This window comes from Coleofasciculus sp., assembly GCF_046539235.1.
Classification (GTDB): domain Bacteria; phylum Cyanobacteriota; class Cyanobacteriia; order Cyanobacteriales; family Coleofasciculaceae; genus Coleofasciculus.
Genome location: NZ_JBKHHI010000125.1, coordinates 1 through 15,820 on the forward strand (window position 1 = coordinate 1; position 15,820 = coordinate 15,820).

Annotated in this window: 10 protein-coding genes, 1 tRNA gene and 2 pseudogenes; 7 read left to right on the forward strand and 6 right to left on the reverse strand. The window is 46.3% G+C overall.

Features of this window, described 5'->3' with window-relative positions; all coding sequences use genetic code 11:
* Both ACLFWI_RS13340 and moaC read right to left on the reverse strand, forming a co-directional pair.
* Nucleotides 1–1,077 (reverse strand): ATP-dependent 6-phosphofructokinase (locus ACLFWI_RS13340; RefSeq protein ID WP_446413338.1); only part of this gene is annotated, 1,077 nt, incomplete at its 3' end.
* A 559-nt stretch (nt 1,078–1,636) separates the two neighbouring features.
* Nucleotides 1,637–2,137 (reverse strand): cyclic pyranopterin monophosphate synthase MoaC, encoded by a 501-nt coding sequence (gene moaC, locus ACLFWI_RS13345; protein ID WP_446413339.1) that lies wholly within the window; start codon nt 2,135–2,137, stop codon nt 1,637–1,639.
* A gap of 52 nt (nt 2,138–2,189) precedes the next feature.
* Here moaC and ACLFWI_RS13350 point away from each other — a divergent pair.
* Nucleotides 2,190–2,263: transfer RNA gene (locus ACLFWI_RS13350), tRNA-Arg, on the forward strand.
* Nucleotides 2,264–2,463: 200 nt separating this feature from the next.
* Here ACLFWI_RS13350 and ACLFWI_RS13355 read toward each other — a convergent pair.
* The 3 genes from ACLFWI_RS13355 to dnaA all read right to left on the reverse strand — a co-directional run bounded on the left by ACLFWI_RS13355 (nt 2,464) and on the right by dnaA (nt 8,079).
* Nucleotides 2,464–4,335 carry a CHASE2 domain-containing protein gene (locus ACLFWI_RS13355; protein ID WP_446413340.1) on the reverse strand — a complete coding sequence of 624 codons (1,872 nt, stop codon included), beginning with the start codon at nt 4,333–4,335 and terminating at the stop codon, nt 2,464–2,466.
* A gap of 854 nt (nt 4,336–5,189) precedes the next feature.
* Complete coding sequence (dnaN, locus tag ACLFWI_RS13360; protein ID WP_446413341.1) at nt 5,190–6,392, reverse strand: DNA polymerase III subunit beta; 1,203 nt, start codon at nt 6,390–6,392, stop codon at nt 5,190–5,192.
* A 313-nt stretch (nt 6,393–6,705) separates the two neighbouring features.
* A complete protein-coding gene (dnaA, locus tag ACLFWI_RS13365; RefSeq protein WP_446413342.1) occupies nt 6,706–8,079 on the reverse strand; it encodes a chromosomal replication initiator protein DnaA in 1,374 nt (457 codons plus the stop codon).
* Between the two features lie 143 nt (nt 8,080–8,222).
* On the opposite strand from dnaA, the gene def reads away from it, so the two are divergent.
* From def to ACLFWI_RS13380, 3 genes are all read left to right on the forward strand, one after another.
* Nucleotides 8,223–8,756, forward strand: coding sequence for a peptide deformylase (def, locus tag ACLFWI_RS13370; protein ID WP_446413343.1), 534 nt, complete (start codon nt 8,223–8,225; stop codon nt 8,754–8,756).
* Nucleotides 8,757–8,816: 60 nt separating this feature from the next.
* Nucleotides 8,817–10,211 (forward strand): TldD/PmbA family protein, encoded by a 1,395-nt coding sequence (locus ACLFWI_RS13375; protein ID WP_446413344.1) that lies wholly within the window; start codon nt 8,817–8,819, stop codon nt 10,209–10,211.
* A gap of 127 nt (nt 10,212–10,338) precedes the next feature.
* Nucleotides 10,339–11,112 (forward strand): helix-turn-helix domain-containing protein, encoded by a 774-nt coding sequence (locus tag ACLFWI_RS13380; protein WP_446413345.1) that lies wholly within the window; start codon nt 10,339–10,341, stop codon nt 11,110–11,112.
* Between the two features lie 338 nt (nt 11,113–11,450).
* Here the strand turns inward: ACLFWI_RS13380 and coaE are convergent, their stop codons facing one another.
* Nucleotides 11,451–12,056, reverse strand: coding sequence for a dephospho-CoA kinase (coaE, locus tag ACLFWI_RS13385; RefSeq protein WP_446413347.1), 606 nt, complete (start codon nt 12,054–12,056; stop codon nt 11,451–11,453).
* Between the two features lie 67 nt (nt 12,057–12,123).
* On the opposite strand from coaE, the gene ACLFWI_RS13390 reads away from it, so the two are divergent.
* From ACLFWI_RS13390 to glgP, 3 genes and pseudogenes are all read left to right on the forward strand, one after another.
* Complete coding sequence (locus ACLFWI_RS13390; RefSeq protein ID WP_446413346.1) at nt 12,124–13,497, forward strand: aldehyde dehydrogenase; 1,374 nt, start codon at nt 12,124–12,126, stop codon at nt 13,495–13,497.
* Nucleotides 13,498–13,691: 194 nt separating this feature from the next.
* Nucleotides 13,692–14,045: pseudogene (locus ACLFWI_RS13395) on the forward strand (DUF3417 domain-containing protein); the annotation flags it as partial.
* A 12-nt stretch (nt 14,046–14,057) separates the two neighbouring features.
* Nucleotides 14,058–15,385 (forward strand): annotated as a pseudogene (glgP, locus tag ACLFWI_RS13400) (alpha-glucan family phosphorylase).
* The last annotated feature ends 435 nt before the right edge of the window (nt 15,386–15,820 follow it).

Genomic DNA, 15,820 nt, shown 5'->3' on the forward strand with positions numbered 1-15,820 from the left:
TCCTAGACAAATTCCTAAACCTCTGGCGGTTTTCACCAGAGTCCCTTGGGAATCCACCGCTTTATACTGACTGATCGCGTCTACAATCGGTACGCTGACAACCTGTCGATTTTGCCAGGTCACCATCTTATCGTAGTCTTTGTCCGCAATTAAATCCACCGCGGCGACACCAAAAGCCGAGGCGGTGAGACGATCTAAGGGTGAGGGAGTCCCACCACGCTGGGTATGTCCCAACACCGTCACTCGTGTTTCTGCACCACTTAAGGCGCTAATTCGTTCTGCTAAATAATGACCCACCCCGCCATAGCGACATTCGCCAAAACTGAGGGTATTCTGCACCACTTCCCCAGATTCGGTGCGAACGGCTTCGGAAACTATGGCTACACTATAGTTGTTTCCTTGTTGTTTGCGCTGTTGGATTTGCTGGCATATTCGTTCTAGAGTATAAGGGATTTCCGGAATTAGAATAATATCAGCCCCCCCCGCAATTCCCGCACTAATCGCAATATGACCCGCATCGCGTCCCATAACTTCTAGGATCATCACCCGATCATGGCTAGCGGCGGTAAACTGTAAACGGTCTAGGGCTTCGGTGGCAATATTCACCGCCGTATCAAATCCGATGGAGCGCTCCGTAATCCCCACATCATTATCAATGGTTTTGGGAATCCCCACCAAATTTATCCCCCCAACTTCCGCTAGTTTACGCAAAATCGCCAAACTGCCATCACCACCAATGCCAATTAGGGCATCAAGTCCTAACTGATGATACCCTTCGGCAATTTCTGATGAGCGATCGCGTACTGTACCATCAGACATGGGAAATGCAAACGGGTTGCCTTTATTCGTTGTTCCCAGAATTGTTCCCGCCAAGGTTAGCGCCGCATCAACTTGCTTGGGTTCTAAGCGAGTGGCTTGGGGAGGGCGCTGCATCAACCCTTGGGTGGCGCGATAAATGCCCCAAACCTCCCAATTGTAGGTTCCCACCGCTCGGTGAACCACCGCTCGAATCACTGCATTTAACCCCGCACAATCCCCACCACTGGTGAGAATACCAATCCGTTTGTGTTCTGCCATACTGTTTATAGTTTGGTTACCTCAGCCTGTTCATCCTCAATATTACAAGCTGAAACAACAGAGGAAGTCTATAGAGAATGATATTCTCCTACACTGACCCTATAGGTACAGTGTAGGCTTCCTTAGTCGTAACCTGACGCTAAAATCGGCTTACCCTGAAGGAGTGCGAGATAGAAGTTTAAGTAAGTCTTTTAGACGTTTGAGATTTAAGTAGTTTTGTGTAAGCAATAGGGAGCACAATGGGCCAAAATACAGCCGCAATAACCAATGTAACCCAGGAGAGGACTTTTTCTTGCTCCGATAAATTCCTCATGTCATCAGCCAACTCAAACCAAGTCATAAACAAATGAGTTGCGATTGTTACGTAAATAATCCCTATGCAGTAAATCATCTAGTATTGAGTTATTGCTTTAACTAAACTACCAGTCTCTGTTGATTAATTAAGACAAGTTAATTGATCAAATTCAAATTTAAATACTCTGAAGATGATTAGACATCCGTAAATATACGCAAATCCCCTGCGCCAATTAGCGTACAGGGGATACGACAGTGCGATCGCTCAACTGGGGGATTGATACTCGCCGGATTTGCCACCCGTCTTACTCAACAGGCGGATGGATTCAATTTGAATCGATTTCTCCAAGGCTTTTGCCATATCGTACAGCGTCAGGGCGGTAACGGAAACGGCTGTCAAGGCTTCCATTTCTACCCCGGTTTCGGCTTTTGTTGTTACCGATGCCTGAATCTGATACCCCGGTAATTGAGCATCCGGTTGGATTTGTACCTCGACTTGGTGTAGGGGTAAGGGATGACACAAGGGAATCAAGTTTGCCGTCTGCTTGGCTGCCATAATACCAGCCAGTCGGGCGGTGGCTAAAACATCTCCCTTTGGTGCATTGCCTGTCTCAATCGCCTGGAATGTCGCCGTTTGCATCCGCACTTGAGCCGCGGCGACGGCTTGGCGGCGGGTAGCGGGTTTGCTGGAAACATCGACCATTTGGGCTTGACCCTGAGAATTTAGATGGCTCAGAGATGATTTTTGGGCAGAGTCTTGCGTCATTGGATAAAGATGTGATATTGTAAGTAATCGGTGAGTCAATCACTCACAGCTAGGGCTTGTAGCTCAGTGGACTAGAGCACGTGGCTACGGACCACGGTGTCGGGGGTTCGAATCCCTCCTAGCCCGTTCAATTTTTTCCATTTAACTTGGTCAGGGGAATTCAATATTTCCCCTGGCTTTTGACTAACATAATCATTTGTGGCTCTGGGATTTTTGTATCTTATAACAATAAATTTTGTTTATCAGGCAAAATGTGGCGTCAAGGTATTCCGCGCACAGGCCACACCCCACACCCTACCTACACCTCAAGTCGCTTACCTGCGTCCTCAGATCCAGTACTTTAAACTAGGATGGGCAAGATACACGCTAACCATGCCGCTGGTGACAACGATCGCAATACCCGATGGTATCATCGGCACCCAAACTCCTTGGATAAAGATCACAAAAGAGCAGCCATAGAGAACACTCAGCATTCCAACGACTGCCAAGCCTAGTAAAAGAGGGGAACGGAAACGCCAACTGACTAGACCCGCCACCAGAGACCAAGCCCCAATCCAAAGATATTCAGCCCACTCAGACCACCACACCAAAAGAGGTCGCTCATCCTTAACCGCACTGATAATTTGACTCGTCATCTGGGCTTGCAGAAATACCCCAGCCGTCTCAGGTCGGTTGCTTTGATTGTAAGGAGTTGCATGAATATCATGAAAGGTTTTATCAACGGTACCAATGAAAACCATGCGGTCTTTAACCAATTCAGGCGTTAATTTATTTTCCTCAAGTACCTCTTTTAACGTATAGGTACGCGCAATTGTTTCCGCTGAACTCGTAGCCCGATAATTCAGTAACATTTGATAGCCCCCGGCATCGATATTCTGATAACCTCCACTATTATTTTTTAGGGTCGGGAAAACAACCTGACCAATTTGCAAATCATTATTGGGAGTCAACTCAGCCGTAATGCCCTCCTCTTCTAAGTAACGCAAAGCCATAACTAGACTCAAAGAGTTACTGATTTGACATTCGGATTGGTCAGGAGGCGCTAAACCCAGAAGATGACGACGCACAACGCCATCTGGGTCTAACATTACATCACTAAACCCAACTCGTTCGGGTAAGGAGTCTGGAGGAATATCTGGAGGAGGCGGAATGCCCGGATTATCAGTTGTATCTCCCACCTTACAGACGGTTATTAAACGCTTGTCTTGCCGTAAACGATTCGCTAAATCACCATACTGAGGTTCTACCGGAAAATCGCGATAGAGGTCTAAACCAATGACTCGCGGTTGGTATTGGGCTAATTTTTCCAGGAGTTGAGCCAGTTTAGCATTCGACAAGGATAACCCTTGCCGTTGGGCAGAGGATTGAGCTTGAACATCACCCCCTGTAATGGTAATCATCAGTAGGCGTGGGTCAGGACTTTCCTGTTGAGGACGGATTTGCATAAAGTGGTCAAACGCTTTCAGTTCCAAAGGCTGTAGCATACCTGTCAAACCAACACCCATTGCCACGCCGACACCGGTTAGACTTGCCAACAGTTGAAGACCCCGAGATTTCCAAGATCTGGGTTTTTTACGCTGTCGTTGCCCTTTGTTGAGGTATAGCAGTTCAAAAATCGGCGCTTTGCCAATGCCCTTTAAGTAGTGATTGCCACGGGGAATAATGGTTAAGTCTGTAATTCCCGCATCGTGAATCAAATCTGTTGTCACTTCCGACAGCAGAATTTGTCCCCCATGGGCGAGTGAGGACACCCGAGCCGCGTAGTCAACTTCCTCGCCAATAAAATCATCACCGTCGGGTAAGGGACTCCCTGTGTGCATGCCAATTCTGACTTGTAACGGACCCAGGGGGGTGTCAATGGGATCACAGGTGTGACTAATTTGCAGCGCTACCGCCCACTGAGCTGCTTGAGACGCATTGGCGAAAACCACAAAGTAAGCGTCACCTTCGGTCTTGACTACACGCCCTCCGTAAGCCACTAAATTCGCTTCAACACGCTGGCGATGGGGTTTGAGAATCGTGTCAAAGTAGAGGCGATTGCGGGTAGTGATGTCATTTCCCTTTAAATATTTTTTGACCGCTGTGGAACTAACTAGGTCTGTGAACACCATGGTTACCACATGGTCAGATACGATAACTTGTTTATCGATTACGGGTTGCATCACAGATGAATCATTCGCTGTTGGGATGGTAAGCACGCTTATGAACCTTGGCTGGCTTCACTTGCTGTTTACATTACAGTTATCAAGAATTTGAAAATGAGACAGGAGTATTAACTTGAGTAATGATGAAGACTTTGTAAATGGACAATGAAGACTTTGTAAATTTTATATAAAAGTCTGGCAAATGTTTAAATTGAACCCTGATTGCTGCTTGTCTGCCTTATAATGGTCTGTCTATTGCACCCCAAAGACAGATTCAAGTTGGTAAAAAATTATTGCTGGCAAGATATAGCTTGTCTAAATCAGTTTTGAAATAATAATCTTTGCTGGGCATATTTGTCAGCCTGTTTTTTTTACTCATCCTTTAGGTTGGCTAGGTAACTGTATAATGGACTACAATAAAACAAGCGTGTCGGTTTTTACCATTTGCTGACTCCAATATTCCATGGCACCTTTTAAAAGGCAAAATCCGCTTATAGATAATAGCAGATATCAAGAAGGGTTTCAAAAAGATAAAGAAAAGTAATAAAAATTGGGTGAATAGAATTAATCGATGGTTTTGATGTAACGTTGTGTTTGAGGTTATCTGAGCAGACGAAAATAATTTTTCCGGTCAGATAAATATAAATTAACAATGTAGATTTTTATGACTAAAATGAGAAATAGTTTGCCATAAGTAGGTCGGTGGAAATAAACCGAACTATGTTAAGTTCTGTGAATGTTTCTCAAACCCTTAAAAAGGAAGTAGCTTGCTTCTCAAGGGCAGCGAGTATGACGAGCTCCGCCGTTAACTTTGATTGTCCCCACCTACTTAGCCGGCTCATCGTTCATCGTCCAAGGTAAGAACCAATGAACTATGAACCATGAACCATGAACCATAGACAAAAACCTCAATCCCGGATTTGCACAGGCATAATCAGATAGGTCATTTTTAAGCCACCCAGAGGTGTGAGAATCACGGGAGTATTCGCCGCATTCATTTGTAGCTGAATATCTGACGTAGACAGCGCCTTTAAGCCATCGATTAAGTACTTCACATTAAAGGCAATCTCGATACTTTCACCCGTAACTTGTGCTGATAGGGACTCTCTCGCACTGCCAACATCTTGAGTTTCCACGGTCAGATCAATGGTTTGCGCCTGGGCATCAATATCAAACTTGACGATATTATTTTTCTGATCAGCCAAAACTGCAATTCGTTCAACCGCACTCAGTAATTGACGCCGAGGAATAGCCACCTGACGCTGAAACTGACCGGGGATAAGTTGGCGGTAAGCGGGATATTGTCCCTCTAACGTCCGACTGGTCAAGCGATGATCACCCCCTTGGAAGATAATTTGACCCACCTCAAACTGCAAGGCGACGGTATCGCTTGATTCAGAGAGTCCTAACATCCGTTCAAGTTCCCTTAAGGTTCTAGCGGGTACGGTTAGCTCAAAGGAAGATATGGTATCTTCAGAGGCTGGTTTTTCTTCATCCTCTTGGCTTTCCTCACTGGTTGGTTTAGCGTTAAGAGTTTCCACAACCGCTAGTCGGTGACCATCAGTTGCGGCAAATTCCAGACTATCTTCTTGAACCATCAGATGCACCCCGGTCAGCACCTGTTTCGTTTCATCTGCACTGGTGGCAAATAATGATCCGCGCAATCCTTCAATTAAGGCTTCAACCGGGAGTTTAACCACCATTCCATCTTCGATTTGGGGGAGTTCGGGAAAGTCCTCTGAGTTCATTCCTCGCATTTTGTATTGTCCCGATGTCGAGGTTAAGGTGATCGATAGGCTTTCGGTGTCTGCATCACTCTCCGCTTCGGAGAGGGAGTCTTCGAGAGTAATGTCTCCCTCTGGCAAACGGGAAACAATGTCATTGAATAGTTTAGCCGGAATCGCGATCGCACCATCCGCTTCGACGTTGGCGTTAAAACTGGTTTGCAGACCTAGACTCAAGTCGAAGGCGGTTAAACTCACTCGCTGATTCTCAGCATCGGCTTTGAGTAACACATTACCCAGTACCGGATGGGTGGGACGTGAGGGAACCGCCCGATTTACGAGAGAAAGATTGGTATTGAGTTCACTTTGGCTACAAGTTAGTTTCATAGAAGGAATCGTCAATGTTTGGCACAGCTAGAATTCTCGTCAAGGAGACTCAGGGAGATTTGAGTTGGACTCTACATGAGGCACAATCGTGGTTCTCTCATCTATCCAGAGGCAACTCTAGCATGGAATTCAGACCTTGGGGAAACTGTGGAAAAACTAGACTCAGATGATTGCCAATTCCTGAATTCTTCGTGTTTTAGGAACGGAGTCCTTGTGGAAAAGTTGTGGAAAATTGCGGGAATTTTTCCACCCTGTATTTCTACTCATCCCACGCCCAATAAGTAGGTTGGTGGAAATAAACTCAACTTTAAGCTTAGCTTTGAGTTTGACTTGCCAAATTAATCCGATCGCTCAATTGACTCAGTTTCTGTGCCACGCTGGGATCGCGTTCTCGTAATTGAGTAATCTTGTCGCAGCTATACATAACTGTGGTATGGTCCTTGCCGCCAAATTCTTCGCCAATTCGGGGTAAGCTCAAATCAGTATGCTGCCGCATCAGATACATAGCAATTTGCCTAGACCAACTGATTTCTCGGCGGCGTGAGTTCCCTTTCAAGTCTTCTACCGAGACATTAAAGGCATCAGCGACGGTTGTCACAATGATCTCCGGTGCAGCTTGTACGGTTGGGGTTCGCGGATTCAAAATTGGTGCAATGTTCTCGACACTCATCGGTACTCCCGAAATCGAGATGTAGGCGACGACTCGAATTAATGCCCCTTCTAGTTCGCGAATGTTCGATTTATATTGAGTCGCAATATACTCGACCACCGATCGCGGCAACCGGATGTTTTCATACTCTGCCTTTTTTTGCAAAATTGCCATCCGGGTTTCCAAGTCAGGAGGCTGAATATCGGCGATTAACCCCATCGAAAAGCGAGAACATAGCCGTTCCTGCAAGCGGCTAATCTGATGCGGCGGGCGATCGGATGCCAAGACGATTTGTTTTCCGGCTTCGTGTAAGGTATTGAATGTATGAAAAAATTCTTCCTGAGTATATTCTTTTCCTTCGATAAACTGAATATCATCAATCAATAGCACCTCAGCTGCTCGATAGTGTTCCCGAAAACTTTGCATACTATCTTTGCGGATGGCGGCAATCAGATCATTGGTAAAATGTTCAGTAGACACATAGAAGATCTTAGAACTCGGAGAATTCTCCCACCGAAAATGCGCGATCGCTTGCATTAAGTGAGTTTTCCCCAAACCAACGCCCCCACACAAAAACAGGGGATTAAACTCCCGCCCTGGTGATTCGGCTACAGCCAAAGCCGCCGCATGAGCCATACGATTATTTGAACCAACCACGAAGCGAGAAAACACGTACTTCTGATTTAACTCTGTGGGTTTAGGGAGTTGATGAGAGGGACGTTCGGTATCGGGGTTAGCCGCAACCGGACCCGACCAGGAAATACCTGTATCGCTGATTGTCGCGTTGTCGTTGTCAGTGATCACGGTAAGGTAAATGTCCACCGATTGTCCCAGGATCTCCTGCACCACATCAGTGATTGTTTTGATGTAATACTTTTGCAACCAATTTCTGGCAAAGGGATTGGGGGTACAAACCACTAAGCAATTCTGGTCGAGCTGCTGAGCGGTTGTTCCCTTGAGCCAGGTTTCAAAGGTGGGTCGGCTGAGTTGGAGTTGTAAACGCTCCAATACCTGTATCCAGAGCTGTTCGGGGGACATTTCCACGGGTATTCCTCTACTGTCGGTAATCGTTTTCTGTTCTCCTCATTCGAGCTATTGGCAAGATATTCCGGCGCACATTTATATATATAGGGATTTAGCATTGAATAAATAGCAACTGTCCAGTTTAATTGCACACCATTATGACCCAATCCCTAGAAATCGCTCAGTTAGGCAATCCTGTCTTACGCCAGCTAGCTCGACCCATCGATAATGTTCAGGATGAATCTATTCAACAGCTGATTGAGGATCTCAAGGCACAGGCTGTAGCCGCTAATGGTGTGGGGATCGCTGCTCCCCAAGTTTCTCAATCCTGCCGTTTGTTTATCGTAGCGTCTCGTCCCAATCCCCGGTATCCGAATGCGCCGACGATGGAACCGACAGCGATGATCAATCCGCAGATTGTGGCTCACTCAGATGAGGTGGTCAAAGGCTGGGAAGGTTGTTTAAGTATTCCCGGTATTCGCGGGTTAGTACCCAGGTATCAGGCGATTGAGATAGAGTACACCAATCAACAGGGTAAGCCGCAGCGACAACAGTTAACCGATTTTGTGGCAAGAATTGTTCAGCATGAATATGATCATCTGAATGGTATTGTGTTTGTAGACCGCGTAGAAAGTACCCAAGATTTAATCACAGAGACAGAATATCAACGGCGGATTGGGGAACAAACGTAGCAGCCAAGGCTTGAGTCATTGCACAATAGAAGCAGTTCTATCTTGCTTGTTCCCTAGATCATGCCTACTGTACTCGCGGATACTCAAAATTTAATTGCAGACCTGATCGCTCGCTATCGCTCTCGCGTGGATTACTTAGCGATTCGCTTAGAAGAATCTGAAGGAACCAGCATTATCGTGCGGGGCAATAAGGTAGAAACCTTGAGTGAGGGGCTTGCTATTGGTGGACAGGTGCGAGCCTGTTATAAAGGCGGTTGGGGCTTTGCCAGTTTCAACCAACTCTCTAGCCTTAAGGAGCGACTGGAAGAAGCAATCAGCGCCGCCCGAATTGTCGGGGATGGAGAAACCCTACTTGCGCCGATTCCGATTGTGCAAGATACTCGCCAACTCCCCCTAACTGGGACTGATCCCCGGATGATTCCTCTAACAGAGAAGAAAGCGCTGTGCGATCACTACAACCAATTGCTCAAACGTTTTGATCCCCGGATTACAACCACCTCTGTCCGCTACGGGGATAGCCATCAACGGATTATTATTGCTACCTCCGAAGGCACTCTAATTGAGCAATCTTGGGCAGATCTAGAAATGCGTTTCTCGGCTACCGCCCGTAAGGATGAGATTGTGCAGACGGGGCGGGAAACCACCGGATCTCGCAATGGCTACGAAGATCTCACTGATCTTGACATGCAAGTACAGGGTGCGGCGCAACGGGCGGTTAATGCTTTGTCTTTGTCACCCGTTCGGGGAGGAGTTTACACGGTAGTTATTGATCCCATCCTTTCCGGTTTATTTGTTCATGAAGCCTTTGGACATCTTTCTGAAGCGGATATGGCCTATGAAAACCCCGATCTGTTGGAGGTGATGAGCAAAGGGCGTCGCTTTGGTCCACCAGATTTGCAAATCTTCGACGGTGCTGCCCCAGAGGGACATCGCGGTAGCTATTGCTACGATGATGAAGGAACACCAGCAACAACGACTCAACTGATTAAAGATGGCATTTTAGTGGGGCGTCTGCATTCTCGTGAAACCGCAGGTAAGTTAGGCGAAGCTCCCAGCGGCAACGCCCGTTGTCTAAACTACCACTATCCACCCATTGTCCGCATGACCAATACCTGGATTGAACCGGGCAAAACCCCGGTTAAGGATTTAGTCCGAGGGATTCGCGAAGGTGTTTATGCCCGCAACTGGTTAGGGGGTATGACTAATGGGGAGATGTTCACCTTTAGCGCTGGTGAAGCCTGGATGATTCGCGAGGGACAGATGGCTGAACCGGTGCGGGATGTTACCCTATCTGGCAATGTGTTTAAAACTTTAGGCGATATTGAAGCGATCGGTAATGACTTCTACTGGGATGAGTCAGGCGGTTGTGGAAAAGGCGGACAGAGTGGCTTACCTGTAGGCTGTGGCGGTCCTTCTTTACGAATTCGCAATGTTGTCGTGGGAGGTAGTCAGTAGCGTTGTTTCAGTCACTTGCCTGTTGTCCGTTATTTTTTGTGCTTAGCAATAGACAACGGACAACGGACAGGTGATATACTGGGAGCGCTATTCGCGATAAATGTGTAATCCTTGATAGGCGGATCAGGTGAACCATTTAACTACAGCTCAAGAAGAGCAACTTAAAAATATAGGAACCTATTTACGACACTGTAGAGAAGAGCAGGAGAAATCGATTGAGGAAATTGCTCTCAAAACCTTTATCTCCTTACGCTCGTTGAAAGCGCTAGAGGCTGGACGGTGTGAGGAGTTACCTGAATCTGTCTTTGTTCAAGGGTTTATTCGGCGGTATGCCGAAACACTGAATTTAGACAGCACCACGTTACTCCAAAGCTTTGCCACCGAGGTGGTATCGCCACCCTCTGATTCTCCTGACTCTCAAGCCGAAATTTCTGAGTCCACTCCGATTTCGCGATCGCGTCAACCTTTTCTCCTCTACATTGGTATTGGTGGAATCGTCGCGATCGGTGGACTTGTGTATCTGCTCAACCAACTCCTCAAACCCCAACTCTCTATACCCACTCAAGAGTCTCCGACAATTGAGCAACAGCTTACTCCCAACCCACCCACCGTCACCTCAACACCTGCGCCGACTGTCTTTCGTCCCAATCTCCCAGTTCAAATTACAGTAGAAACGAAAGGGGAATCCTGGGTGCGGGTTAGCGTTGATGGTAAAACTGAGTTTGAGGGAATCTTAACTGAGGAGGATTCCCCAAAAACTTGGAACGCTAAAAATGAATTAACTATCCGATCTGGGAATGCGGGGGCGGTATGGGTATCGTTGAATCAAACAACAGCGAAACCCTTGGGAGAGATGGGTGAAGTAAAAGATGTAACCTTTACGCCCACACAGGATTGGTAATGGTCGCGTTGGCAACTGTTATATTGTTGCCCATTCAGTTTTAACTGTTAGTTAACCCTTGACTTGACGGCTGATGTATTTGTCTTGATCTAACAAAATGCCAACAATTTGAATCAGGGCGGGTTTTGTGGAAGCGTTACTGGTGACAATGTTCATGAAGTTCCTAAACCCGCCCCTACAAGGATTACAGGTGTTTAAAGGTTGGTGTTAGGGAAGCTATCGCATCCATGGTAGCCTAATCGTATTGGCATTTAGCGGATCAAGATAAGGCATTTTCGGTTAACTGTTCCCAGAATACTAGGACGTCGATCCAGTTATTTAGGTTGACAAAAATAAAATTATGTGTATCGCTTATTCCCATTCCTTGCTAAAGCCCGATCAACTTGTTGAAGCAAAGATTCGCGAGTGGAAGAGTTATCTAAAACTACATCAGCACGCGCCACTTTTTCAGCTAGGGGAAGCTGACTGTGGAGACGAGATTGAGCTTGTTCAAGACAAAGGCGATCGCGTTCCCGAATTCGCTGAATCTGTTGTTCTTGGGGACAACTGACAACCCAGATTTCGGTGACTAAGTCTGTCATATTGGCTTCAAACAATAAAGGTATCACGACAACCACAGTCGGAGACTCTAGGATATTGAGTTGAGACTCAATGCGATCGCGCACATACGGATGGATCTGTTGTTCTAACCACTGGCGTTCCTTTGGGTTCGGGAAAACGATCTCCCCTAAGCGTTTGCGGTTCAGTGTGCGATCGGCTAATTGTACATCAGAACCGTAGCGGGTAATAATCCGGTTCAAAACCGGGGAACCAGGCTGCACGGCGTCTCTGGCGTAGATATCTGCATCTAAAATCGGAAGCTGATAGGTATCGGCAAGATAATTAGAAACCGTGGTTTTACCTGTACCAATCCCTCCGGTTAAGCCAATAATCCGTTTCAACAGTGATTCACTCAAGGCTAGAGTACGCTATCACATATAAGTATAAGTTGAAGCCCTAAAGGACGCCAGAATGCTGACCCAAGTACCAGTTACTGATATTATCCGCAAACAACGGGATTTTTTCGCCACAGGCAAAACCAAGGATGTCAAGTGGCGCCTGGAACAGCTAAAACGCCTCAAACAAGCCGTTGTTGATGATCAAGAGGCGATTATCAACGCGGTTAAAGCTGATTTAGGGCGTCCGGAGTTTGAAGCCTATTTTGAAATCGCGGCGATTACGGAAATTAATTACGCCATCAAGCACCTCAAATCCTGGGTTAAACCGAAAAAGGTAGCTGTCGGATTAGAACAATTCCCCGCCTCGGGGAAGATTTATCCTGAACCCTTGGGTGTGGTGCTGATTATCTCTCCTTGGAATTATCCCTTCCAGTTATTGATTTCTCCCTTAGTTGGCGCGATCGCTGCTGGAAATTGTGCGGTACTCAAACCCTCGGAAATTTCTGCCCATACCTCAGCCGCGATCGCCAATCTCATCCAGAAAACCTTTGACCCGGCTTATATCGCGGTTGTCGAAGGAGACGCTGATACCAGTAAAGCGCTGCTGGCGGAAAAATTTGACCATATCTTTTTTACCGGGGGAACTGCGATCGGCAAAATCGTCATGGAAGCCGCCGCGAAACATCTAACGCCTGTGACGTTAGAGTTGGGCGGTAAAAGCCCCTGTATTGTCGATGCGGATACGGATCTCAAAGATACGGCTAAACGAATTACTTGGGGAAAATACCTGAATGCGGGACAAACCTGTATCGCCCCAGATTATCTGTTAGTTGATCGGCGAATTAAGTCAGACCTATTGACAGAAGTGCAAAAATGTGTTCAATACTTTTATGGTCAGGAGCCGGAGCAAAGTCCGGACTATGCCCGAATTATAAGTCATCGACATTTTGATCGGCTGGTTCCTCTGTTGAAGGACGGAGAAATTGTCATTGGCGGACAAACTCGACCAGAAGATAAGTATATCGCGCCCACTGTGATTGATGGAGTGTCTTGGGATTCACCGATCATGGAAGAAGAAATCTTTGGTCCGATTCTGCCTGTGTTAGAGTATCAGGACTTGAATGATGCGATCGCGCAGATTAATGCTCGACCTAAACCCTTAGCCCTCTACCTATTTTCCAAAGATAAACACAAACAGCAACAAGTCTTACAGCAAACCTCGTCCGGTGGTGTCTGTCTTAATGACACCGTGATGCAAGTTGGCGTGACAACTTTACCCTTTGGTGGTGTTGGAGATAGTGGAATGGGGAACTATCATGGTAAAGCCAGTTTTGATACATTTTCTCACTTTAAGAGTGTATTGAAAAAGGGATTCTGGTTCGATTTAAATTGGCGGTATCCACCTTATAACGGCAAGTTGTCATTGTTTAAGCGAATTATTAGTTAGGGCTTGCTGAATAAATAGGGTGGTGAAGGGAGGGAACAGGGAACAGGGAAAAGGAAACGGTTGTAGGGCGAGCCTCTGGCTCGCTATTTTATACCAAATCCGGCTTAACTACCTCTATAATCCAGTCCTTACCTGGCGGACTACCCTTCGGGAATGCTTCGCATACATTAGTGTAGCAGCGACTTCCAGTCGCCGTGGCATCAGCTAGTGCAACTGACTTAAAAAAGAAACTGCCCTATCCGCTTCATTGTCTAGCCGATCTAGCCTTCAACTTTTGGTGGAGTTGGTCTCCTGAACGATTATCTATCTTTCGGGTGATTAATTCCCAACTGTGGTCAGAATGCGATCGCAATCCCGTCAAGCTGTTAGCAATGGTTTCAGAGGAACGGTTAGCCGAGTTAGCCATAGACCCCTATTATCTCAGTCGAGTTGGAACACTGGCAAACCAGTTTCGGCACTATATGGATGCTACCAATACCTGGGCAAGTCAGAAACTCCCCCAGTTGCAACCTCAGCAACCCATTGCCTATTTTTCAATTGAATATGGTTTTCATCCCTGCATCTCAACGTATGCGGGTGGCTTAGGAGTTTTGGCTGCTGATCATCTGAAATCAGCTTCTGATTTAGGCGTACCTTTAGTCGGCGTGGGCTTATTGTATCGTCAAGGTTATTTCCGCCAGCATTTCGATGGGAGTGGCTGGCAAAAAGAGGAGTATAGTGATCATACTGTTGAACAATTGCCCCTAGAATTATGTCAGGATCAGCAAGGGCAAGTCCTTACCATTGACATAGAGATTCGCGATCGCACGGTTCATGCCCAAATCTGGCAAGTGCGATTGGGACGAGTCAATCTTTATCTATTAGATACTAATTTTGATGATAATCAGAACATTGACCGTTGGATTACCGGACAACTGTATGGCGGGAATCAAGATACACGCCTTGCCCAAGAAATTCTCTTAGGAATTGGTGGGGTTAGGGCGTTGCAAAAGTTGGGGTTTGATCCGCAAATTTATCATCTTAACGAAGGTAATGCTACCTTTGCCATGCTGGAAGTCGTTGGCGTCACCAACGTCTTAAAGAACAACTTATTGCCCACATCCGTTCCCATCGACAAAAAAAAAGCAGGGAACGCGGTGAGTCAGCCGAATCAATCGCAGCCGGAGCAAATTTATTCGACCCAAATGCCTTAACTATCGGTTTTGCTCGTCGCATGACCACCTATAAACGAGGCGATTTAATTATTACTGATCCTGAACGGGCTAAGGCAATTTTTAGTCATGCAGAACGCCCGGTGCAAATTGTTTTTGCAGGTAAAGCACATCCAGCCGACTATGAAAGCAAACAAATCATTCAACGATTAATTCAGTGGGGAAATCAGCCAGATATCCAGCATCGCTTTGTGTTTCTTGAAGACTACAACTTACCCATCGCAGAAAAGTTGGTGCAGGGGGTAGATTTGTGGTTGAATAATCCCCTGCGTACTCGTGAAGCTTCGGGTACGAGTGGGCAAAAAGTCGCCTTAAATGGGGGAATTAATTGCAGCATACTTGATGGTTGGTGGTGCGAAGCCTATCAAGCGTCACCTGAGGGTAAAGGTATCAATGGTTGGGCGATTTGGAATGGGGATAAAACTGAAGTTGCCGAGTTACAAAACCAACCTGACGCTGAAGCCCTTTACGACTTATTAGAAAATGAGATTATTCCCCTGTACTACGACGAAGATGAGCAAGGGTTAAAGCGGCGTTGGATTCAAAAGATGAAAGCTTCGATTAAAACTATAGCACCCTTTTTCAATACAGAGCGAATGCTGGCTGAGTATATCCAACAGATGTACTTACCCCAAGGCAATGTTGAGCTTGAGTTGGTATCATCTGGGGCGGAATGACACTTTAGGGAACAGGGAACAGGGAACAGATAACAATGTACTAAATTGGCGTAAGTTCGTATATCCTGCCCAAAACCATAGGATTAGAGGTAACGTCATCGTTTGCCGTTCTGTATCGCCGAAACCCTTAATGTACCCTAGGGTGAGCATTACCCACCAGTCTGAATTCAGCGCCATTTCCTTAATTGAACGCCATTCATATTACACCCTGAGGTAGAGGCAAAGATCTAACCAAACCGATAAAAATTAATAGGTCAGAAAATAACTGTGCATTTTGCCCATAAATATTGAAATTTTCCCTTGGAGGTTGAACATGAACTACAATCTACTTAAACAAGGATTCAGACTAGGAAAAATTTTGAGTGCTTTGACTCTAGTAATCGTTGCTTTTAATTCCAGTGTTTACGCTCAACCAATCGAGAGTATTGCTAAGAA